Source organism: Amylolactobacillus amylophilus DSM 20533 = JCM 1125, assembly GCF_001936335.1.
Classification (GTDB): Bacteria; Bacillota; Bacilli; order Lactobacillales; family Lactobacillaceae; genus Amylolactobacillus; species Amylolactobacillus amylophilus.
The window spans coordinates 878,613-901,610 of sequence record NZ_CP018888.1 but is presented as its reverse complement, the minus strand read 5'-3'; the positions used below and the strand labels follow the sequence as shown (position 1 = coordinate 901,610).

Sequence of the window (22,998 nt, the reverse complement as noted above, 5' to 3'; positions counted from 1 at the left end):
TTTTTACCCCGTTTAAAAGCTTTCAATCCAAATTCATTGCCACTTCTTCTGTTAATTAATCCTCTTTGGGTAAGGCGGTATGCTTAAAGACCTGCGTTGCCTTCACCGCTAGCTTCCAGCCCGAGTAGAGATTCTCCCTTCTCTGTTCTGCCATTTCCGGTTCAAAAACACGACCAACCTTGAAAATTTGCTCTAGTTCCTGAGTATCATGCCAGAAACCAACGGCTAGACCCGCAAGAAATGCCGCACCCATCGCCGTCGTCTCCAAATTCTCGGCCCGCTCAATTGGTGTGTTTAAAATATCTGCCTGAAATTGCATCAAATAGTCGTTCTTAGCTGCCCCGCCATCGACACGCAGTGCAGGAATATCAATTCCCGAATCTAGTTTCATCGTATCGACCACGTCTCTAGTCTGGTAGGCCATCGATTGTAAGGTTGCTTTGATGAAGTCTTCGCGTGTTGTCCCGCGCGTTAAGCCAAACACGGCACCCTGGGCATCTGCATCCCAGTACGGCGCACCCAGCCCAGTAAATGCAGGCACAACATAGACCTCGTCGTTACTCGTTGAGTTGTTCGCTGCCTCTTCCGACTCCGGCGAAGTCGCCACCAACTTCATTTGGTCGCGAAGCCACTGAATTGAGGAACCCGCTACAAACACCGAGCCTTCAAGGGCGTAGTGCACCTCGCCGTTGATAGCGTAGCCGATGGTCGTCAACAAGTTGTTATTCGACACAGTTGGTTTCGTGCCCGTATTCATCACGATAAACGAACCAGTACCATAAGTGTTCTTGACCATTCCGTCCTTAAACGCTAGTTGACCAAACAAAGCGGCCTGCTGGTCACCTGCCATGCCCGAGATGGGCACCTTACTGCCGTAGAAGTGGTACTCCATCGTCTCACCGTACACTTCCGAGTTACTCTTCACCTCCGGCAGCATGGCCTTTGGAATATTCAAGATTTCGAGAATTTCGTCATCCCACTTGAGGTCGTGAATATTGAAGAGCATCGTCCGACTAGCGTTCGTGTAGTCGGTGACGTGAACGCCGCCTGTGAGCTTCCAGACGAGCCAGCTATCGATTGTGCCAAATAGCAACTCACCTTTCTCGGCGCGCTCCTGGGCGGCCGGTACGTGGTCCAAAATCCAGCGAATTTTGGTTGCACTAAAGTATGAATCGATCAAAAGCCCGGTTTTGTCACGGATTAGCTGCTGGTAACCTTGATCCTTCAAGGAATCGGATATTTCGTTGGTCTGGCGAGATTGCCACACAATCGCGTTGTAGATTGGTACGCCCGTCTCCTTGTCCCAAATCACAGTTGTCTCACGTTGATTCGTGATTCCGATACCTTCAATCTGGCTTGGGCGAATATCAGAATTGATGAATGCCCCGGCGATTGTCGATAAGACGGCATTCCAGATTTCATTTGCATTATGTTCCACCCAGCCTGGCTTCGGGAAGTACTGTGGGAATTCACGCTGTGAATCCGCCACCTTGTTCCCATCGTGGTCAATGATTAACGCTCTGGTACTTGTCGTTCCTTCATCTATTGCCATTACATACGTTTTAGCCATTATTTACTCCTTTTTAGTTACAACACGGTAAACGTTTTCATCCATACTGAAATATTACTATACCAGACCCATTTTGGACAAAGATTTGTTCCGCAAAACGCATGTGATGTTCTGAGCTAATTTCATACCCGAGGCGCTACTCTGACCACAGGTCAATCAGGTGGGCCAATCTAGACCAATTGATTTTTTGCAAATAATTTCAAATTACAGTATATTGTGCTTATTAATGAAAAGAGGCAACATCTGTGGCAGATCTCGTGTATCGACAATTGCTCCAACAACTAAAGAAGAATATCAAAGCGGGCCAGTATCAGAACTTAAAGCTGCCAACGGAACGTGCATTGAGTGAATCCTATGGGGTCAGCCGCTCCAGTGTTAAGCGGGCGCTGAATATCCTGGCTGACGAAGGCGCCATCTTCAAAAAGCGGGGATCTGGAACCTTCATTAACCCGCTTTACTTGAAGAATGATTCTATCTTCCACTACAACACCGGGCGCAATCTCGGTGTCACGGATAGCTTTCAAATTTCCGGTAAAGTGCCACGGATTAAGCTGCTCAGCTTTAACGTGGTCCACCCTGACCCAGAGCTGGCTCGGAATCTCTTCTTAAATGCGGACGACTTTGTCTACGAGATTAAGCGCCTCCGCCTATTTGACGACGTGGCCTTCATGATCGAAACAGGCTATATTCCAATCAAGCTGGCGCCAAATATCGGACCGAACGTCGTCTCAAACTCCATCTTTAATTACATGGAGACGACAGAGAATAAGTTAGTGTCAAAAGCCTACCTCACCATCGCGGCCGAGCCATCGACGACAGAGGATCGGGAGCTATTGGCGCTTGCACCTACCGAACCAGTGGGCACGATGGCCGGTATCTTCTTCCTGGATGACGGTACACCGTTTGAATACTCTAAGATGCGGCTCCATTACAAATACATGAAATACAATACGTTTGTGGCTACCGAGGAATAATAACCTGCAATCAAAAAAGACCTCTTATGGTAGCCCAAGAGATCTTAATAGTTAGATATATTTAAAGGGTCTTATTTGATATACAAAACTATCTTGTTAGACCCATCTTAGCAAGCTAATAGCACCAATAGTAAATAGTACTATGAAGACAACTATTCCGGAAACCAAACCATCAACTGGTTTCCTGGTGTAGTGATTATCTTCTTGATTAGTTGACTTGTATCTTCTATAGAAGAAAAATAGAACTACTAAAAGCAAGAATTGTATTACCAGGGAAGAAATAGTAAAAATTTTATTTCTTAAAATAATCATCAAGAATACCCAAATTGGATTCACCCATCTGTAAATCTTTGCAATTTTTTCAATTCTTTTTGTCATAATCATTCATCTACATTTATAAGCCAATTTGCTTACTTATTCTAAGTATATTTTCAAGATAGCTAACTAAAGTTTATCCTTTATCATATTATTTTTTTGCACCCAAAATTAAATTGGGACGAACCAATTTTCAAAATGGTTGCATTTTATTTTAAAGCCTAATATACTGAAATAGTAAACATAATAAAAAGTGATTTAACTTTGTGGAGGTCAATTAATGACAGCAACAACTGATTATTCATCACCGGAATACTTTGAGCGGTTGAACAAATATTTCCGCGCAGCCAACTACCTTTCTGTTGGGCAACTTTACCTGAAAGATAACCCATTATTACGGCGGCCAGTTGAGGCCAGCGATTTGAAAATTCACCCACTTGGCCACTGGGGTACTATTGCTGGGCAGAACTTTATTTATGCCCACCTAAACCGCGTAATTAACAAATACGATTTGAACATGTTCTATATCGAAGGTCCGGGTCACGGTGGCCAAGTCATGGTCTCAAACTCCTACCTTGATGGTTCGTACACTGAAATCTACCCCGATATTACGGAAGATGCACCAGGGATGCAGAAACTCTTCAAACAATTCTCATTCCCAGGTGGTGTAGCATCCCATGCTGCTGCAGAGACGCCAGGTTCAATGCACGAGGGCGGCGAACTCGGCTACTCTCTTTCACATGGTGTTGGTGCCATCTTCGATAACCCAGACGAAATTGCTGCGGTTGTCGTTGGTGACGGTGAGGCCGAAACAGGTCCACTGGCAACGTCATGGCAGTCAACCACTTTCATCAACCCAATCAATGACGGTGCCGTACTCCCTATACTTGATCTTAACGGATTTAAGATCTCGAACCCAACTATTTTGTCTAGAAAAACGGATGAGGAATTACGCAAGTACTTCGAAGGAATGGGCTGGGAGCCTATCTTTGTTACTGGAGATGACCCTCAAGCATTGCATCCCGTCATGGCTCAGGCAATGGATGAAGCGGTTGAGAAGATTAAAGCCATTCAAGAACATGCACGAACAGAGAATGATCCAACACGCCCAATTTGGCCAATGATCGTTTTCCGTGCACCAAAAGGCTGGACTGGACCAACCGAATGGGCCAACAAGCCAATTGAGAAATCATTTAGAGCTCATCAGGTACCAATTCCAGTCGACCAAACAGACATGACACACGTTGATGCACTGCTAGATTGGCTGAAGTCTTACGGCCCAGAAGAACTCTTCGATGAGAACGGCACAGTCAAGCCAGAAATTAAGGCTATTGCACCAACCGGTACCAAGAGAATGGCAATGAACCCCATCGTCAACGGTGGCGTTAACCCACGTGCATTAAAGTTGCCAGACTGGAAAGATTATACTTTCGGCAACAGCACGCCTGGTAAAGTCGAAGGCCAAGATATGATTGAGTTCGGTAAATGGGCCCGTGATGTCATCAAGCTGAACCCAGATAACTTCCGGGTGTTCGGACCAGATGAGACGATGTCCAACAGACTAAATCATTTGTTTGATGCAACAAATCGGCAATGGCTCGAGGAAATTAAAACACCCAATGATGAGTTTATGGCACCTGCAGGTCGGGTAATCGATTCGCAACTGTCAGAGCATCAGGCCGAGGGTTGGCTCGAGGGCTACGTCCTCACTGGGCGTCATGGCTTCTTCTCAAGTTATGAAGCCTTCCTGCGTGTGGTTGACTCAATGCTTACCCAACACTTCAAGTGGATTAGGAAAGCAGACGAACAAAGCTGGCGCAAGAAGTATCCGTCACTCAATATTGTGGATACATCAACTTCATTCCAACAAGACCATAACGGCTACACCCACCAGGATCCGGGCGTACTTGGTCACTTAGCGGACAAGAAGCCAGAATACATTAGGGAATACCTACCGGCAGACACCAACACCCTTTTGGCAGTGGCTAATAAGGCATTTGCAAGCGAACAAAAGGTCAACTTGATTGTCACTTCAAAACACCCACGGCCACAATTCTACTCAGTTGAAGAGGCTGAAGTCTTGGTCGACAAGGGTCTGAAGATTATTGACTGGGCAAGTACCGACGGCAATTCGGAACCAGACCTCGTCATCGCAGCAGCCGGGACCGAGCCTAACCTTGAGAGTTTGGCAGCCATAAGTATTCTGCACGAACAATTCCCCGACTTGAAGATTCGCTTCATAAACGTGGTCGACTTGTTGAAGTTGCAACACCCATCACTCAATCCACGTGGTCTGAGTGACGAGGAATTTGACGAATACTTTACAAAGGACAAGCCAGTCATCTTTGCATTCCACGGTTACGAAGGCTTAATCCGCGATATTTTCTTCAGCCGCCACAACAGAAATGTACACGTCCACGGCTACCGTGAAGACGGCGATATCACTACGCCGTTCGATATCCGGGTCATGAATGAACTCGACCGTTTCCACTTAGCACAAGATGCGGCCGACATGGTTTATGGAGCAGCGGCTGGTGAATTCAGCTCTGCAATGGATGCCAAGTTGGCACACCACAAGGACTTCATCCACGAGGAAGGTACTGATCTGCCTGAGGTTGAGGGCTGGCAGTGGAAACAATTAGATTAGAGTGTGACGCACCACGGTTAGCTTCTGAGTACTAGCGACTTAGGAGAAAAAAATTAGTAAAGTTAATTACATTTATACCATAAATAGCTACAATAAAAGAGAGCAAGCTTGTCTACAGGCCAATCGCTCTCTTTTTTCATCAGGAGGAATAATTATGACAATCATTGCACCTTCCCTACTAAGTTCTGATACCTTTCAACTCGAAAAACAGCTGCAAGAAATTAAATCTGCTGGTGCGAACTATCTCCACGTTGACGTTATGGACGGCCATTACGTTAGCAATATCAACTTCGGACCAAAGTACGTCAAAGATTTACGCCCGCATACAGACCTCACCCTGGACTGCCACGTGATGGCGGAGCAACCAGAGGCGATTATCGACTCATTGATGGAGGCAGGCGCCGATATTATCACCTTCCATCCCGAGACGACCCGGCATGCTTATCGCTTAATTGAGCATATCCATGAGCAAGGCAAGAAAGCCGGAATCGCGTTTGACCCAAGCGTAGCGATCGCCGCTTACCGTGACCTGCTCCCGCTCGCCGATCAGGTTTTAATTATGACCGTCACCCCTGGCTTTGGCGGACAAAAATTCATTCCCGATATGCTCGAGAAGGTCCAGGAAGTCACCGAATTAAAGGCCCAGAACTATTATGGCTACGATATCGAGGTTGATGGTGGTATCAACGATAAGACGGGTAGTCAGTGCAAAAAATCTGGTGCAAACGTCCTAGTCGCCGGTTCATACGTCTTCGCTGGCTCAATTAAAGAAAATATTGCGCAGCTAAAATAATACAAATTAAAACCATGTCCCGCTTTACGAGGACATAGTTTTTTTCAAAACAATTCACAATGCGATCCAATTCTCGCTAGAAACAGGTATAATCACCACCCAGCGGATGATCTTTATTTTGTTTGGGTAACGTAATCTTCTGCATTAATTTACTTACAACATCCTCAAGTAGAGCAATATTTCTATTTTGTTTCTTTTGCTACCTCGAAGAAAATAGCTATGTTGGAGCTACTCCGTGTCAAGTGGACAGATAAATAATTAAAATCAGGCAATATTTTTTGAGGCATGATTTCGAAATTCTTTCGGAGTCATGCCTTTTAGTGTGCTTTGTCGGCGTTCATTGTTATACCAGCTCATAAATTCCGCTATGTTGTCTATCAATTCTTGCTTTGTATTTGAAGTGTAGAACCTAAAGTACTCTTCTTTCATGTGGCTCCAGAAGCTCTCAATTGAACTATTATCACCTGGTTCTCCCGGTCGCGACATACTATGCAAGACTCCTTCAGCTGATAAGGTAGTGTTAAACAGCCCTGACACATAGCCGCTACCACGATCGCTGTGCAGTATTTCTGGTACTGCACCATATTCATTCTCAATCGCTAACTTAAATGTCTCTGTTACCAATTTTGCGGTTTCTGTATCATCTACCATCTACGCAATTATCGAATGGTCATACAGATCCTTTATCGCACTGAGCCGAAGTTTACACTGATTATTTATGCCATAGAGTAACTCGGTACAGTCTGTAACCCAATATTTATTAGCGTACCCGGGCTTAAAGTTGTGCGTATAGTCTTCGTTCAGTAGTAAATTTTTACTGATAATTTCTTCTTTACGTTTTTTTCTTGGTTTACGTTTGGTCTTAATTGAAGCTACTATATTATTTTCTCTCATGATTCGTCGCATTTTACTATTGGATACATGATATTGTGTATCGTCATTTACATGCATCACTAGGCGCTTTACCCCAAAGATATAGTTGTGTGTTTCTTCTAATTGAATTACGTAATCTAGGATGCCTTGATCATCGATATTCCTTTTTGATGGAACATGGTTTAACCAGGCATAGTAAGATGAACGTGCAACTTGCATAATTTGGCAACTAAGAGCTACACTGAAGCCTTTTCCACTTCTTTCATCTACTTTCTGTGATAATTCTTTAATTGCACGATATTTGTTCTCTTGGAATCCCTTCTTTCTATCTCCTGTAATTTTTTTAAAAGATTATTTTCTGTGGACAAGTAAGTTACCTGCTCCTTTAGTCGCTTAACTTCCAGTGCCTGCTTTTCGGCCGTAGTGAGTAAATCATTTTCAGATTTTCCCTTACCGCGGCGATCAATGAGTCCATCGGGACCGTATTTCTTCAACTTCTTAGTCCAACTGTATACCTGACCATATGAAACGGTGAACTTACGCATGGCACCACTATAATCGTAATCATGTGCAATAACCCAATTTGTGATTTCTATCCGCTCTTTGAGAGTGGTTGATCTTCCTTTATTCATCTCAGATCTCCCAGTGGCCTCTAATTTATTACCACTAGTATACAGTTTTACCCACTGATAGATGACAGATTCATTTGATATATTGTACTTGTCACGTAGAAACGGTAGAGAAGTATCCGTACTGAGATATTCAAGGACGACTTTCTGTTTAAATTCTTGAGAAAAGTGGGTGTATTTCCTTTGTTTAAGCCCACCAATACCTTTAAGCTGATACTGATGTCTCCAACGTTTGACGGTACTTGTAGATAAAGAATGGTATTGGGCAACCTCAGTTATACCCCAGCCTTTATCTAAGAAGGACAATATCTCAATCTTTTCCTCAAAACTATAATGTTTAGCCAAAATAAATACTCCTAGTTCGTGAGACCGGAATTTTAATTATTTCCGTGTCCAACTAACTAGGAGTATATCCAAAGCCCCATTTAAGGGGCTTTTTTATCTATAAAATAAAGTTTAGAAAAGTCTCTATCGTGCCACTTTCATACATGATGTATAGTCCAAGTGGAATGAATACTAAGGGCACAATGATTCGCTTGTATTTTTCAATTGTTTCGGATATTAACGGAATAGAGGATAGCACCCGACTAAGCTCGCAAAAGATAATTATGCCGATTGCAAACATAAGCAACGCCACGAGGGTCTGTGCCCAATCTAACGAAGCAAAATAAGGTATATAGATACCTAAATTATCTCCGCCAGACGCAATTGTCAGCAATGTAACTGTCCAAAACAGTTGATTTGCCTTACTTTGTTCTAATCTTTCAATAATTTCTTCCTCTTCTTCTTCCTCACCTTCTCCAACAATTGCAAAGCGAATCCCTAAATAGATAGGGATTAAACCAAGCAATCCAACCATCCATGCTTCAGGCACGAAATTGACGACATAAGCAGCAACTAAACTCACCCCTACAAGTAAGCCCGTGCCTAGATATTGCCCAGCATAAATATGCCATTTCTGTTTATTCTGTGATAGCTGTGCAAATAAAATAATCAAAACAATTAAATAATCTATACTGGTGGAAATATAAACACCAATAGCAGATATGATTGTCTGTCCCATAAAAAAACCTCCTGTATTAGTCAGTAATAAATCAGCAGATTTTAGGGGAGCACAGACACATTAATTTAGCTATCGCTAGTGGGTAATGCCGGACGTAAGAAAGCATTTTACCCCTCCTCAAAACATAGTTACAAAATAGTTTCTAACTGGAATTCGGTGATTACTTCCAAGTAAAGTATAACCCACTATACTTTACAAGATAAAGTGTGGGCTCTACGAGGTAGTAGCGTTCTCCCTTCCTACTGGGAGAACTGCTATTTTTCTGCGCCTATTATCCGGCTAGAAAAACCTCCGACGGGCTATTGCATAGCGAGCGCATCTCATGCAGAACTCTACCCGAGAGGGGCAAGCTAGTGTTAGCTTAACCACAAAAAAATGAATTCAACTATTAGAATGCATTTTTTTCAATCGATCTTCAGCAATAGGCTGAAGAATATAAGGGAAAGCAGGGTCACTCATATCAACAATAACCTTATCTAACGTTTTCATAATCATTTCTCCGAACCTCTAAGATTTTGTTGTTTCTGCCAATTTGACTTGATATATTCTTTAATAAAAAGCGTATTCCTTTCAGTTAGAAGTTCGAACCAGCCAGCTGGTGCTTCCTCAGACATGCAATAATCTGCAAAGTCTTTTAAATGCATAATTTCATTTTCAGAAATAAAAGCCAACATATCACGTAAGGCTTGGCGTTTATCGCCAGTAGAAAGAGCTAAGCAACTCTCTAAATCAAAGCCTCCAAAGGTCTCAAGGTTCTGTTGCAAAGTTTTCCAAAAAATCTATTTTAGTGTAAAGATTGAGAAAAAAGACAGAGAGGACAGAGTAACGAATCATTTTAAAGGCAAACAATTCAAAAAAGACGTCATTATTGTCGCTGTTGGTTACTACCTGCGTTACAATCTAAGCTATCGTGAAGTTCAGTAATTGTTATATGATCGTGGAATAAATGTTTGTCATACTACGATTTATCGTTGGGTGCAAGAGTACAGCAAAGTCCTCTATTATCTTTGGAAGAAGAACAATAGACAATCCTTCTATTCATGGAAAATGGACGAAACCTATATCAAAATTAAGGGACGTTGGCATTATCTTTATCGTGCAATTGATGCGGACGGCTTAACCTTAGATATCTGGTTACGAAAGAAACGGGATACGCAAGCAGCCTATGCTTTCTTAAAACGACTCCATAAACAGTTTGGTGAGCCGAAAGCAATTGTGACCGATAAAGCACCTTCTCTTGGCTCCGCCTTTAGAAAGTTACAGAGTGTGGGTTTATATACTAAGACAGAGCACCGAACTATGAAGTATCTCAACAATTTAATAGAACAAGACCATCGACCTATTAAACGACGAAATAAATTTTATCAAAGTCTCCGTACAGCCTCTTCCACGATTAAGGGCATGGAGACCATTCGAGGAATATATAAAAAGAACCGAAGAAATGGAACGCTCTTCGGCTTTTCGGTGTCTACTGAAATCAAGGTATTAATGGGAATAACAGCCTAAGATATTTGGAGTTCAGAGAGGGCGCGTTTGATTTTCAAACTTCGCAACAGAACCATTTTAACTATCACGAACTATTTTTAATCACTTTCAAAAAATTAATTCTGCAATAACTCCGGTGAAATTTTCCCAGCATTTAATTCAACAATTTTTCCCGATTGATTATAAACAACCCACTCGCATAGGTTGACGATATGGTCCCCGATCCGTTCTAATAAACGATCAATCATCAAATAACTGGACCCCCGTTCAGCGGTTGTCTCTTGGGATTCAATCGCACTGGTCACAGCCTTCCGAATATCGATATACTGTTGATCGATGTTTAAATCTTTTTCAGCACCTTTACGAGCCTGCCGTTCATCACGATTAACATAGGCATCCATGACTTGCTCTAACATCTTTCGAATGTCACCGGCCATTTTACCAATTTGTTTTTCAATCTTGACATCGTTTTTTTGATCGCTCGTGTTCAGCGTTTCGCGGGCAATGTTGACAGCATGATCCCCAATGCGCTCTAAATCTGAACTGGCCTTTAGAATACTAATAATTTCTCGAAAATCAGACGCCACCGGTTGTTGAAGGGCGATTAATTTAAGGGCTTCTTTTTCAAGAAAAATTTCCTCACTGTTTGTCCGCTGGTCGTCATCGATGACCTGCTGGGCCAATTTTTTATCATACTGAGTAAAGGCTGAGGTCGCCTGATAAATTTGTTCGCTAATGTTAATCCCCATCTCCATAAATCGCCCGTGCAATTTTTTGAGCTCATCTGAAAATAATTCTCTCATCTCATTTCCCCCTACCCAAATTTCCCATTTAAATAATCACTAGTTTCTTGCCGGTCTGGTCGTATGAATATTTTTTCTGTATTATCAAATTCAATTAAATTACCGTTTAGAAGAAAAGCCGTTTTATCAGAAATGCGAGAAGCCTGTTGCATATTATGGGTCACAATGATGATGGTATAGTCACTCCGAATTGCGGCTAGTGTATCCTCAATTTTAGCGCTTGAGATCGGATCCAATGCGCTAGTTGGCTCATCCATTAAAATAATATCTGGTTCGACCGCTAGCACACGTGCCACACAAATTCGCTGTTGCTGACCACCTGAAAAGGCCAGCGCACTTTTATGCAACGAATCTTTAACCTCATCCCAAATTGCAGCTTGTTTGAGGGTTGTTTCCACCCGTTCATCAAGACGCCGCTTATCTTTCACACCCTCTAAACGCAGGCCATAAACGACATTTTCATAAACCGATAACGGAAATGGGTTGGGTTGCTGAAACAGCATGCCGACTCGTTTACGTAGATTAACGACATCCGTGTTAGGCGAATAGATATCTTGCCCGTTCAACTTCAGACTCCCAGTCACTGTTGTATTAGGAATCAGATCGTTCATTCGATTTAAACACCTGAGGTACGTTGACTTACCACACCCCGATGGTCCAATCAGGGCAGTAATTTCGTTTTTTTCAAAATTCAAATTAATCCCATGGAGTGCCTCAGTTTCGCCGTAATACAAATGGACATCTTCAGTAGTAATCACCCTGCTCATTGCCAGTCCTCCTAACCAAAATTCCCAGAAATATAATCTTCAGTGGCCCGCACATGGGGATTCGTAAACACATTTTCCGTTTCATCATACTCAATAACATGGCCCATATGCAAAAACGCGGTATAGTCACTAATTCGGGACGCTTGTTGCATATTATGCGTCACAATAATAATGCTGAACTGATTGCTCAGTGTTTTTAGTGTCTCTTCTAACTTAGCCGTTGAAATTGGATCCAGCGCGCTTGCCGGTTCATCCAGCAGTAAAATATCTGGCTTCATTGCAATTGAGCGTGCAACACAAAGCCGCTGAGCCTGCCCACCTGATAATGCCAGTGCACTTTGATCTAGCTTATCCTTGACTTCGTCCCACAAGGCAACACCTTTAAGACTCGTTTCTAGTCGCATTTCCAGTTCATTTTTATCCGTCATGCCGTTTTTTTTCAGGGCAAACGTCAAGTTCTCTCGAATGGACTTGGCAAACGGATTTGGTCTTTGAAATACCATTCCAATATGTCGGCGAAGCTCATAAACGTTGATTTTGGGGTTATTAATATCCGTATCGCGGTACATAATTTGACCGCCGACCGTGGCAATTTTATCGTTCATCCGATTAAAGCACCTCAGATACGTCGATTTTCCGGAACCGGATGCGCCAATCAGTGAGGTGATTTTATACCGGGGGAAATTTAAATCAGCAGCATGAATCACATGATTCGTTCCATACGAGACTGTTACCTGTTTCGCCGAAAGTGTGGATTCTTTCTGTGGATTAATAATATAGGTTTCATCTAAATTATAATTTTTCATTCTCTCACCTTTATTTTGTGGCCGTCATTTTACGATACGTATAACTTCCGAGTGCCCGAGCACCTAAATTAAAGATCAAAATGACAATAATTAGAACCGCTGAGGCTCCACTTGAAATTTGGTGGGCATCTGGTGTCACCCCTTCAGTATTCAATTTCCAAATATGCACCGCTAACGTTTCTGCCGGTCTCATAGGGTTCAAAAAGCTCGTCGGGCTGAGCGGATTAAAGTTCAAATAGTCCACTACCGGGGCACTTTGCCCAGAGGTATAGATCAAAGCAGCCGCCTCGCCGAAGACCCGGCCAGCACACAAAATAATTCCCGTGATGATTCCTGGTACTGCCGCTGGTAGTATAATTCCTGTCACGGTTTTCCAACTCGATAGTCCTAATGACATTCCAGCTTCACGCTGTAGATTTGGTACCGTCCGCAAGGACTCTTCAATTTGACGAGTTAGCAGCGGTAAGTTGAAAAAAGTTAGTGCAATCGCACCAGCCAAGATAGAGAACCCAAACCCGAATTTAATGACGAACAGGAGGTAGCCAAACAGACCAACGACCACTGATGGCAGTGAGCTTAACACTTCAATCATTGTTCTGATAACATTAGTAATCCAGTTATCACTCGCATACTCGGATAAATAAATTCCCGCACCCAATGCGATTGGGAAAGAAATCAACAATGTCAAAATTAACAGGTACAGCGAATTAAATAATTGATCCCGAATACCACCACCCGCACTAAATGCTTGTGCTTCCGCTGTGATAAAGTGCCAAGAAATATTCGGTACGCCATTAAATAGAATGTACCCAATCAGGCCGATTAAAATTAATACCACAATCGCAACGAGTCCAAATATTGTACCAGTTGCAATCTGATTTGATCGTTTAGGATTCATACTTATGCTTCCCCCAATTACCAATAACTCTAACAACAAGGTTAAAGACTAACGACATGAGTAACAAGATCAACGCTAATGACCAGAGCGCATTATTTTGCATCGTCCCCATGACTGTATTGCCAATTTGAGTTGTTAACTGACTTGTCAGCGTTGACGACGGTGAGACTAAGCTCGTTGGCATTAACACCGCATTACCAATCACCATTTGTACAGCTAGCGCTTCGCCGAATGCCCGCGCCATGCCAAAGATGATTGCCGTTAAAATTCCAGGAGTCGCCGTTTTCAGAACCACTTTTCGAATTGTTTGCCAACGGGTCGCCCCTAATGCTAATGAGGCCTGCCGGTAATGAACGGGCACTGCTCGTAAGCTATCAACAGATAACGAGGTCACCGTTGGTAAAATAATGACAAACAATACCAATGTGCCAGATAAAATCCCAAACCCAGTGCCGCCGAAAATATGGCGTACTGTTGGTACAATCACTGATAATCCGACAAACCCATAGACGACAGATGGAATACCAACTAGCAACTCTGTTACAGATTGAAGTAACTTGGTCCCTCGTTTAGGTGAGATTTCGGTCATGAAGACGGCCATGCCGATCGCGAACGGTGTGGCTACAAGCGCTGCTAAAATTGTGACACCAAATGATGTGACAATCATTGGTAACGCGCCGACTTCTGGATTTCCGTGACTATCAAGCACCCCCGGATTCCAATTTGTACCCGATAAAAATTGCCCCAGCTTAACATGGTTCTGTGTAAAAGTGGCAATTCCACGTGAAGTAATAAAGTACAAAATGCAGCCGACCAATACTGTGATAAGGCCAATACATAAGTAACAAATTGTTTTTCCGAAATAATCTTCGCGTGTCGCTTTAGATGATTTCATCAAATGCACTTGAATATTATCTTTATCCATCGTAACCCTCCTAGAGCTTGCCGTTTTGGGGTATTGCAGCTATTTCTTAATTCTTATTATCGGTAACATTGTTGTTCGCATCCTTAGATACCTTCATATCGTGAATGCTAATATAACCCATTTTTTTCACTAACCCCTTTTGCTGTTTCTTCGCGACAATATAGTCTAGAAATTCTTTGGTTGCTTTATTTGGTTGACCCTTAGTATACATATGTTCATATGACCAAATTTTCCAGTCATTTGTTTCTACATTCGCATCGGTTGGTTTCACATTGTCAATTGAAAGTGCTTGAAGCGAATCGTTAACGTATGAGAAAGCTAAGTAACTAATTACGCCTGGGGTTGTTGAGACAATTTTTTGAACCGTTCCGCTAGAATCTTGTTCTTGAGATTTGACGGCCGTTTCACCGTTCAAAACGGCTGCTTCAAACGTGGCACGGGTTCCACTACCTTTAGCCCGGTTAACGACCGTAATTTTTTCGTTTTTACCACCTAATTGTTTCCAGTTGGTAATCTTGCCTGTAAAAATTTGTTTTAGCTGGTCCATCGACACATTCTTAACACCAACGTCCTTGTTAACGACCGGGGTCATTCCAACAACGGCAACTTTGTGGTCAACTAACTTGCTTGCTTTAATACCACTTTGTTGTGAAGCAAAAATATCAGAATTACCAATTTGAACGGATCCCTCTTGGACTTGACTTAATCCCGTCCCCGATCCGCCTCCTTGAACGGAAATGTTAACGCCTTTGTTCTGAGATTGATAATTAGATGCAGCCTTTTCAACTAATGGTTGTAGTGCGGTTGAGCCAACCGCCGTGATCTTGGCTGACGATGAGGAACTACTACTATCACTCCCACCACCATTACCACATGCCGATAAACCAATCGTTACGACTCCCAACGCTGCAACTGTTGCAAAAAATCTCTTCTTATTCATCATTCTGATCTCCCTTTCAAATGATTACTGGTTGTCTGAACTTGGTACATTCTTAATATAAACAACGAACGTAAATATCTAGTCATATTTATGTAAAAAAGATGTAAATCATTTTTCTACCACCAAGCCCACGATTTTGACCGTGCATCCACACAAAAAGGGACTGAACAAAAAGTAAATTTCTGTTCGGTCCCTAAACTTTCATCTATTGATACCACACCACTTGAGATCATCTGAGTAGTTCTTTGTAACCTATTGATTCAGCTCTTGTTCCGAGTTATTCAATAATGTATGCAACATTTCTAGATCTGATTTACCTGGGTTAAGCTCAACTAATTCCCCAGTTCGACTATAAACGATCCATTCTGACAAGTTAACAATGTGATCACCAACCCGCTCTAATAACCGTGATACCATGAGGTAACTAGAACTGGCCGTAATCGTTTTAGCATCCTGCCGCATTGCGGCGGTGATGCTGTCGCGTACTAAAATATACTGTTTATCGACTTCCAAATCAGCGGCAGCCCCTTCACGCGCGACTTTTTCATCTGCTTGGGCATACGCATCCAATACTTTTTCTAGCATGCTCCGAACTGAAGCCGTCATCTCGGCAATGGCATTTTCAATTCCCACAACCCGTTGACTACCACTAGCGCGAATCGTTTCGCGTGCAATATTAACGGCATGATCGCCGATTCGTTCCAAATCTGAACTGGCCTTTAAAATACTAATAATTGAACGAAAATCATCCGCCACAGGCTGCTGTAACGCCATTAAATTCAACGCCTGAACTTCCAACCCAGTTTCTTCTTCATTAGTAGTTTGATCTTGTTCTATTACATGTTGTGCGAGCTCCTTATCGTGGTCAATAAACGCCTTTGTTGCTTGATAGATCTGTTCACTGACGTTAATTCCCATTTCAATAAAGTGCCACTTTAGCTTTTTTAATTCATCCGAAAATAATCCGTCCATTGAGACACCCTCCATTATTACAGTATGATCCAGTTAAACGTTACTGCTATTATACCCATACTAATGTAAAGATTATGTAAATATCTGGACATAAATTTAATTTTATGCCATTAATAATGGGTAGACTAGTTTTAATGTTTTGTTTATGTGATTAGAAATTCGGCTCATTATTGGAGGAGTCACTTTGATTAAGCATTTATTATTAATGACGAAACAGTTACCACTATTCATTCCAATCAATGCCTATTGCAACGAACAAAATTGGTTCGTTCACAACACAACCAGTTCTGACGAAGCGTTAACGATTCTAAAAACGCAAACTGTGGCGGCTGTGCTATGGGATACGACATCGGTTGACTTTAATGAGACACTCACGGCGATATCACATATGCGTGAAAAAGTAATGATCCCCATTATTATGCTCGCTAAAGAGCGCAACCCAGAACAGATACAACAACTATTTCACCACCATGTCGATGACTACCTAGTTGAACCCTTTGATTACCCAGAGATCATTGCAATTCTCAAACAACGATTTTGGTTATATGATCAGATCACTGATGCTAATACTGAGTCAACTGACACTGCTCACCAAACGGTTGAACCGTCAGCCCCCAAGCAACTCACCTTCAATAACCTCACCATTGATCTTCAGCACTATCGGGTATTGCGAGATGATCAGGATCTAGGACTCACCCCGAAAGAATTCAAACTACTCCACTACCTAATCCAACATCCTAATCAAGTTCTTAGTCGGGAACAACTATTACAGGGCGTCTGGGATTACTATATCTTAGGTAACTCACGAATGGTCGATATTCACATCAGTCATTTACGCGATAAAATTGAGCCAGATCCTCAAAATCCAATCTGGCTTCAAACCGTCCGTGGCTTCGGTTACGTTCTTAAAAACTAAAAAAAGGCCCAAAAGCTTTCTGCCTAAAAAATCCACCCACTACAGCATCATTTTTAAAGGACGTGAAAACTTTTGAACCCTATAGATAATAATATAAAATTTGCGCTCAGTATTAAAGATAAAAATGTATTTTTTTATAAATACCAATACCAAATAATTAAATCAAGACATGCAAAAGTGTTCTCGACAATCGTTAAAATTCATCAGGAAAGCTGCGATTACTGTGGCTTCTCCAGTTTTAGTCACAACGGACACTACGTGTCCCGAGTAACTTATTTAACGGCTAATGCCAGTGAACCAGTTTACTTGGAACTCCATAAAGAACGGCTGATCTGTAAAAATTGTGGCCGGTCATTTATGGCGAATTCCGATATCGTCGATAAAAACTGTTGTATCTCTAAGGCGACCCGACAGAAGATATTGATGAATTTAAAGGATGATCGAACTCAGACTAGTATCGCAATTGACGCTGGAGTTTCATCCAGCACTATCTGTCGCTATTTAGATAACTATGATGATTTGTTTCATCGTAATCTCAATTATCTACCCGTTCATCTTGCGATGGATGAATTTAGAGGTGTTGGCGGCAAACTTCATTTCATTTGTATTAACGGTAATGGCGTGCATGAGATTCAACAAATCCTTCCAGATCGATACAAGAATAGTATCATTGAGTATTTCAAGCAATTTCCAGAAAGCGTACGAGCACGGGTGAAGACAGTTACAGTGGATCTGAATAGTTATTATCAAGACATTGCCAAATTAATGTTTCCCAATGCCAAAATAGTTATTGATCGCTTTCATATTATCGCTAAGATGACCCGTGCATTCAATCAAAGTCGTGTTCAAACTATGAAAAAATACAATAAACAATCTGCCGAATATCGAACGTTAAAATTCTCATGGCGGCTTTATTTGAAATACGCTAAAAATTTAGACGAAAAACAATTATTTTATGATCGCCATCTTCGAAAACAACTCACACAATTAGAACGAGTGGAAGAAGGGCTGGCGGTTAGCCCTGAGTTAAAGGCATCATACGAATCAATGCAAAACATCATGAAAAGTCTCAAAGATCACGATAAAGATGGCATCGTTAATTATTTGTACAACACTCAAAACTCAAGTCGACAGATGAAAGAAATTTTTCGTACCTTCAAAAAAAATCTGGAAGTAATTTTGAATGCGAGTGAAACAGGCTATTCAAATGGTCCGGTAGAAGGCATGAACAGAATGATTAAGCAAATTCAACGAACTGCGTTCGGATTCCGTAACTATCATCATATGATTTCACGCATTAAACTGCGCCAAATGAAGACTAAACCAGATAAAAAAGCAGAGTTGAAAGTCGCATGACTTTCAACTCTGTAAAAGCTATCTATCAACAGGATTTGACAAAGAGCCCCGCCTTTAGAAAGTTACAGAGTGTGGGTTTATATACTAAGATAGAGCACCGAACTGTGAAGTATCTTAACAATTTAATAGAACAAGACCATCGACCTATTAAACGACGGAATAAATTTTATCAAAGTCTCCGTACAGCCTCTTCCACGATTAAGGGCATGGAGACCATTCGAGGAATATATAAAAAGAACCGAAGAAATGGAACGCTCTTCGGCTTTTCGGTGTCTACCGAAATCAAGGTATTAATGGGAATAACAGCCTAAGATATTTGGAGTTCAGAGAGGGCGCGTTTGATTTTCAAACTTCGCAACAGAACCTGGTTGTTTAACCAGGCAATTTTTCATTCGAATAATCCCTTCTGCTGGCGCTAATTATTCAGTGCAAAAGTATGCTAGAATTATAGGTGACAGACATTATTACGTGAGGTATTTGTATGGCAAGAACAATTACAGTAATTGGAAGCATCAATGTCGACCATATTTTGCAGATTGAACATAACCCGGAACCAGGAGAAACCATCAAAGCGAACCAAATCTCGCTAGCAGCCGGCGGTAAAGGGGCAAACCAGGCTGTGGCAAGCGTCCGAATGGGCTGCAACACCAACTTCATCGGGGCCGTCGGTACAGATGCCGAGAGCAAGTTCATGCTCCAAGAACTGCGACGAAACGGTATCAACACGGCTGGAATCACCAAGATGGACTACGAGACAACGGGGCAAGCATTCGTCCTCGTTCAAGAGGCCGGCGAGAACTCTATCATTGTGAATAGTGGCGCCAATGCCCAACTCTCACCTAAAATGATTACCGCAAACGAGCATTTTATTACAAACGCCGACTTCGTCCTCGCACAATTAGAGACACCGGAGAAAACCACGATTAAGGCGTTTGAGCTGGCCAAGGAACACGGGGCAAGTACCCTCTTGAACCCCTCACCAGCAAGCCCACTTTCTGCGGCACTCCTCAAATTGACTGATCTAGTAATCATGAACGAACCAGAGGTTAAGCGAATCACCGGTATTAAAGAGACCGATCCCGCTTCCTTAACCGAAATGGCCCGCTTCTTCCACAATCAAGGTGTCAAAGTTGTCATCATTACACTCGGTGAACGCGGCTCCTTCTCCTCTAACGATGGTCAGGAAATCGCCGTACCCCCAGTGAAAGCACACGAGATCGATCCCACCGGAGCTGGCGATGCCTACATCGGTGCTCTCGTCACCCACGTCAAAAGAGACTATAGCAATCTAGCGGAAGCACTGCTGTATGCAAGCCACGCCAGCGCATTGGCTGTCCAACAGTTAAGTGCATTTCCTGCCATGCCGACCAAAGAAGAGGTCGAAGCATCAATTGCCCGCCAACAGTAAGAACTTTTGCAGAACATTTTCACATCCGCAATTATTCTTTTTATTTTGCGCGAAAATAGACTAGAATAGAGGTTAACTAAAATAATCGAGGGCTTAATTATGACAAATGAACAAGTTCAAGCCGTAACAATTGCCGGAAACGACTCCGACGGCAGTGCTGGGATGCCTGCAGACCTCCACGCTTTCTTCGCTCGACATGTCTATGGTATGGGAATTCTCACCGCCGCTGTTGCTGGTAATTCCCACAGCATCGCTGCCGCAGAGGTAATGCCACCGGATTTCATCGCCAAACAATTCGAAATGCTTGCTGCCGACTTTCACATTAAGGCGGCAAAGACTGGCATGCTGTCTGACAGTAGAACAATTGAGGTGGTCGCGGATAATCTCAACAAATACGACTTCGGGGCGATTGTGATTGATCCCGTAATTATCACGAAGCACGGTGCAATGCTCCTCGAAGAGGCGGCATATGAGACCTTTAAGAAACGCCTAATCCCCTTAGCAACGGTCATCACACCGAACTTTTACGAGGCACAGAAGTTGACGGAGATGGAGTTGGCTAATCCACAGGAAATCGAAGCTGGTGCCACGTTGCTCCAATCTCTGGGGGCTAAAAACGTGCTGATTAAGGGGCGCCATGATTCGAGGAGCCAAGAGAAAGTCAGTGACTACCTGCTTTTAGCGGACGGATCGGGCATGTGGTTCACTGAGCCTTACGTGGAAACCGACCGCGTCAACGGTACCGGAGACACACTCTCCGCCGTCATCGCTGCCGAGCTAGCCAAAGGCAACGACGTCGCTAACGCCATCTCCATCGCAAAGAAATTCGTTCATGAAGCAATCGCAAACGAGATTAACGTCGGCCACCAATTTGGCCCAATCAACCATTGGGCAGGCATGAATTACTTCGAACAGTAACTTTTATGCTATAATTCTAGGATATTATTTGCAGGAGGCACAGCCTTGAGCGAGACTATTAGAATTGCATATCTATACGAAGACCTAATGAACACCTATGGCGATTCGGGTGACGTGAAGATTCTACGATATTTATTGAACAAAAAAGGTTATGAAGTTGAGGTGGAAAATATCTCCTTAGACGACGAGTTTGACACTGACCAGTTCGACTTCGTCTTCTTTGGCGGTGGCCAAGACTATGAGCAGACCGTCGTGGCGCAGAATTTACCTCGCATGAAAGAGGAACTAGCGGACTACATTGAGAATGGTCAGCCAATGCTTGCTATCTGTGGTGGCTATCAACTCCTTGGTACGCATTACAAGATGGTCGATGGCACGACGATTCAGGGATTGGGTATTCTGCCGCTTCACACCGTTTTCAAATCCGACAAAAGAATGATTGGCGACACGAAATTCATGACCGAATGGGGTGAAGTTCAGGCATTTGAGAATCACTCGGGTCAGACCTTCTTCGATGACCCCGATAAGTTGCATCCCCTAGGCACCATGATTGAAGGCTACGGCAATAATCCAGTGGACGGGCAGGAAGGAATGCGCTACAAGAACACTGTTGGTTCATATGCTCACGGCCCAATTCTGAAGAATCGGAACATTGCAAACGCATTTGTGGAGATGATTCTAGAACGCCACCAGACACGTAGCAAAAGGTTAGACAAGGCCGGCGCGGCTAGTTAAGTCCACTCATTCTCCATTGACACTGCGTGATTCTTCGTCTAGAATGACAACAATACAAAATTTAATGTACAAACCTTTTAATTGTTTCCAGAGAGAGCAAAATGGTTCGTCCTAATTTTAAAGTCCCCCTTCTTCAGGTGACTTCTCTTGAAGTACGGCATTGACTCAATCGGAAACGATTAAGCGGTGCCGTTTTTTTTGATGAGAAGGAGAAATTATTCATGCCACATAATCGTCTTGCCGTTCAATTACCCGGTTTAAACCTGAAGAATCCCGTCATGCCATCAAGTGGAACGTGTTGGTACGGCCAGGAATTTGCTCAGAGATACGATCTTAACCAACTTGGCGCGCTCGTCATTAAGTCCACCACGCTAGAACCGCGTGCTGGTAATCCCCTGCCAAATGTGGCCGAGACCTCCGGCGGCTGGCTCAATGCCATCGGCCTGAAAAATGTCGGTGTTGCAGAAACAGTCTCCGAGAAGCTCCCCTGGTTGGGACACAACTTTCCGGAATTACCAATCATTGCCAGTGCTGCCGGTTTCAGTCAGGCGGAATACGTCTCGGTCGTCGAACAATTGACGCAGTCACCCACGGTCGCTGCCATCGAGCTAAACCTATCATGCCCAAACGTCGATCATGGTGGGCTCGCGATGGGGACCGAACCTGTGGTAGTTGAGGCCCTCACCCGCGCATGTGTAGAAGTATCTAAAGTACCGCTCTACGTCAAACTAACCCCTAATATTACGGACATCACGGCAATTGCAGTGGCAGCAGAACGCGGTGGTGCAGCCGGTCTTACTATGATTAATACGCTCAGTGGCATGGCGATTGACCTAAAGAAACGTAAACCAGCTCTGTCAAATATCACTGGTGGATTATCAGGAGCCGCCCTCAAGCCGATTGCTCTTGCCATGATTCACCGTGTGCGACAGGTAACTAGCCTGCCCATTATTGGTGTTGGAGGAGTAGAAAGTGCAGCAGACGTTCTTGAGATGTTGTTGGCCGGCGCTAATGCAGTTCAGGTAGGCGCGGCAAATTACCATGATCCCCTTGCTTGTCCAAAGATTATTGCTGCACTACCGGTCGTCATGGATTATTACCACATAGAATCACTTTCTGAGCTTACGCCGATTAATGAGCATTAGCAGCAAAAAATCCGTCGTTAGTTGATTAATTCAACAGCGGCGGATTTTACAGTTGGTTTA

General features: G+C 43.1%; 22 protein-coding genes and 2 pseudogenes. 11 read left to right on the top strand and 13 right to left on the bottom strand.

What is annotated here, in order from left to right; genetic code table 11:
- Nucleotides 1–55: 55 nt before the first annotated feature.
- Nucleotides 56–1,570, bottom strand: coding sequence for a glycerol kinase GlpK (gene glpK / locus LA20533_RS04775; RefSeq protein ID WP_056947339.1), 1,515 nt, complete (start codon nucleotides 1,568–1,570; stop codon nucleotides 56–58).
- Nucleotides 1,571–1,815: 245 nt separating this feature from the next.
- Between glpK and LA20533_RS04770 the strand changes: the two genes are divergently transcribed.
- From LA20533_RS04770 to rpe, 3 genes are all read left to right on the top strand, one after another.
- Nucleotides 1,816–2,544: a GntR family transcriptional regulator gene (locus LA20533_RS04770; protein ID WP_054745799.1), complete on the top strand. Its 729-nt coding sequence runs from the start codon at nucleotides 1,816–1,818 to the stop codon at nucleotides 2,542–2,544.
- 595 nt (nucleotides 2,545–3,139) lie between these two features.
- Entirely contained in the window at nucleotides 3,140–5,506 is a 2,367-nt protein-coding gene (locus LA20533_RS04760; protein WP_056947345.1) for a phosphoketolase family protein, read from the top strand.
- A 154-nt stretch (nucleotides 5,507–5,660) separates the two neighbouring features.
- Complete coding sequence (rpe, locus tag LA20533_RS04755) at nucleotides 5,661–6,299, top strand: ribulose-phosphate 3-epimerase (RefSeq protein ID WP_056947350.1); 639 nt, start codon at nucleotides 5,661–5,663, stop codon at nucleotides 6,297–6,299.
- 264 nt (nucleotides 6,300–6,563) lie between these two features.
- On the opposite strand, the gene LA20533_RS08795 is transcribed toward rpe, so the two are convergent.
- From LA20533_RS08795 to LA20533_RS04735, 5 genes are all read right to left on the bottom strand, one after another.
- Nucleotides 6,564–6,950: an integrase core domain-containing protein gene (locus tag LA20533_RS08795; RefSeq protein ID WP_156408171.1), complete on the bottom strand. Its 387-nt coding sequence runs from the start codon at nucleotides 6,948–6,950 to the stop codon at nucleotides 6,564–6,566.
- On the bottom strand, nucleotides 6,951–7,391 hold the full coding sequence (locus LA20533_RS08790) for an IS3 family transposase (protein WP_236781711.1): 441 nt from the start codon (nucleotides 7,389–7,391) through the stop codon (nucleotides 6,951–6,953).
- A gap of 47 nt (nucleotides 7,392–7,438) precedes the next feature.
- Complete coding sequence (locus LA20533_RS04745; RefSeq protein WP_075362803.1) at nucleotides 7,439–8,146, bottom strand: helix-turn-helix domain-containing protein; 708 nt, start codon at nucleotides 8,144–8,146, stop codon at nucleotides 7,439–7,441.
- A gap of 97 nt (nucleotides 8,147–8,243) precedes the next feature.
- Nucleotides 8,244–8,864: a CadD family cadmium resistance transporter gene (locus tag LA20533_RS04740; protein ID WP_002293047.1), complete on the bottom strand. Its 621-nt coding sequence runs from the start codon at nucleotides 8,862–8,864 to the stop codon at nucleotides 8,244–8,246.
- Between the two features lie 491 nt (nucleotides 8,865–9,355).
- Nucleotides 9,356–9,628 (bottom strand): Rep family protein, encoded by a 273-nt coding sequence (locus LA20533_RS04735; protein WP_236693797.1) that lies wholly within the window; start codon nucleotides 9,626–9,628, stop codon nucleotides 9,356–9,358.
- A gap of 31 nt (nucleotides 9,629–9,659) precedes the next feature.
- Here LA20533_RS04735 and LA20533_RS04730 point away from each other — a divergent pair.
- Nucleotides 9,660–10,370: pseudogene (locus LA20533_RS04730) on the top strand (IS6 family transposase).
- A 95-nt stretch (nucleotides 10,371–10,465) separates the two neighbouring features.
- Here the strand turns inward: LA20533_RS04730 and phoU (LA20533_RS04725) are convergent.
- The 7 genes from phoU (LA20533_RS04725) to phoU (LA20533_RS04695) all read right to left on the bottom strand — a co-directional run bounded on the left by phoU (LA20533_RS04725) (nucleotide 10,466) and on the right by phoU (LA20533_RS04695) (nucleotide 16,460).
- Nucleotides 10,466–11,152 (bottom strand): phosphate signaling complex protein PhoU, encoded by a 687-nt coding sequence (phoU, locus tag LA20533_RS04725; RefSeq protein ID WP_056945825.1) that lies wholly within the window; start codon nucleotides 11,150–11,152, stop codon nucleotides 10,466–10,468.
- Between the two features lie 11 nt (nucleotides 11,153–11,163).
- On the bottom strand, nucleotides 11,164–11,919 hold the full coding sequence (gene pstB / locus LA20533_RS04720; RefSeq protein WP_056945826.1) for a phosphate ABC transporter ATP-binding protein PstB: 756 nt from the start codon (nucleotides 11,917–11,919) through the stop codon (nucleotides 11,164–11,166).
- An 11-nt stretch (nucleotides 11,920–11,930) separates the two neighbouring features.
- On the bottom strand, nucleotides 11,931–12,725 hold the full coding sequence (gene pstB, locus LA20533_RS04715) for a phosphate ABC transporter ATP-binding protein PstB (protein WP_054746388.1): 795 nt from the start codon (nucleotides 12,723–12,725) through the stop codon (nucleotides 11,931–11,933).
- Nucleotides 12,726–12,735: 10 nt separating this feature from the next.
- A complete protein-coding gene (gene pstA / locus LA20533_RS04710) occupies nucleotides 12,736–13,623 on the bottom strand; it encodes a phosphate ABC transporter permease PstA (protein ID WP_056945827.1) in 888 nt (295 codons plus the stop codon).
- Complete coding sequence (pstC, locus tag LA20533_RS04705) at nucleotides 13,613–14,548, bottom strand: phosphate ABC transporter permease subunit PstC (protein ID WP_054746387.1); 936 nt, start codon at nucleotides 14,546–14,548, stop codon at nucleotides 13,613–13,615. The genes pstA and pstC overlap by 11 nt, the downstream gene beginning before the upstream one ends.
- Nucleotides 14,549–14,594: 46 nt before the next feature.
- On the bottom strand, nucleotides 14,595–15,488 hold the full coding sequence (locus LA20533_RS04700; protein ID WP_056945828.1) for a phosphate ABC transporter substrate-binding protein PstS family protein: 894 nt from the start codon (nucleotides 15,486–15,488) through the stop codon (nucleotides 14,595–14,597).
- 252 nt (nucleotides 15,489–15,740) lie between these two features.
- Nucleotides 15,741–16,460, bottom strand: coding sequence for a phosphate signaling complex protein PhoU (gene phoU, locus LA20533_RS04695; RefSeq protein WP_056945829.1), 720 nt, complete (start codon nucleotides 16,458–16,460; stop codon nucleotides 15,741–15,743).
- 184 nt (nucleotides 16,461–16,644) lie between these two features.
- On the opposite strand from phoU (LA20533_RS04695), the gene LA20533_RS04690 reads away from it, so the two are divergent.
- From LA20533_RS04690 to LA20533_RS04660, 7 genes and pseudogenes are all read left to right on the top strand, one after another.
- Complete coding sequence (locus LA20533_RS04690; protein WP_054746385.1) at nucleotides 16,645–17,376, top strand: response regulator transcription factor; 732 nt, start codon at nucleotides 16,645–16,647, stop codon at nucleotides 17,374–17,376.
- 72 nt (nucleotides 17,377–17,448) lie between these two features.
- A complete protein-coding gene (locus LA20533_RS04685; RefSeq protein WP_056945830.1) occupies nucleotides 17,449–18,732 on the top strand; it encodes an ISL3 family transposase in 1,284 nt (427 codons plus the stop codon).
- Nucleotides 18,733–18,782: 50 nt separating this feature from the next.
- Nucleotides 18,783–19,043: pseudogene (locus LA20533_RS04680) on the top strand (DDE-type integrase/transposase/recombinase); the annotation flags it as partial.
- 170 nt (nucleotides 19,044–19,213) lie between these two features.
- On the top strand, nucleotides 19,214–20,140 hold the full coding sequence (gene rbsK, locus LA20533_RS04675; protein WP_054746384.1) for a ribokinase: 927 nt from the start codon (nucleotides 19,214–19,216) through the stop codon (nucleotides 20,138–20,140).
- Nucleotides 20,141–20,239: 99 nt separating this feature from the next.
- Nucleotides 20,240–21,058, top strand: a complete 819-nt coding sequence (gene thiD, locus LA20533_RS04670; protein WP_054746383.1) for a bifunctional hydroxymethylpyrimidine kinase/phosphomethylpyrimidine kinase — start codon at nucleotides 20,240–20,242, stop codon at nucleotides 21,056–21,058.
- A gap of 45 nt (nucleotides 21,059–21,103) precedes the next feature.
- Complete coding sequence (locus LA20533_RS04665) at nucleotides 21,104–21,793, top strand: type 1 glutamine amidotransferase (RefSeq protein WP_056945831.1); 690 nt, start codon at nucleotides 21,104–21,106, stop codon at nucleotides 21,791–21,793.
- A gap of 221 nt (nucleotides 21,794–22,014) precedes the next feature.
- Nucleotides 22,015–22,938, top strand: coding sequence for a dihydroorotate dehydrogenase (locus tag LA20533_RS04660; RefSeq protein WP_054746382.1), 924 nt, complete (start codon nucleotides 22,015–22,017; stop codon nucleotides 22,936–22,938).
- Nucleotides 22,939–22,998: the final 60 nt, after the last annotated feature.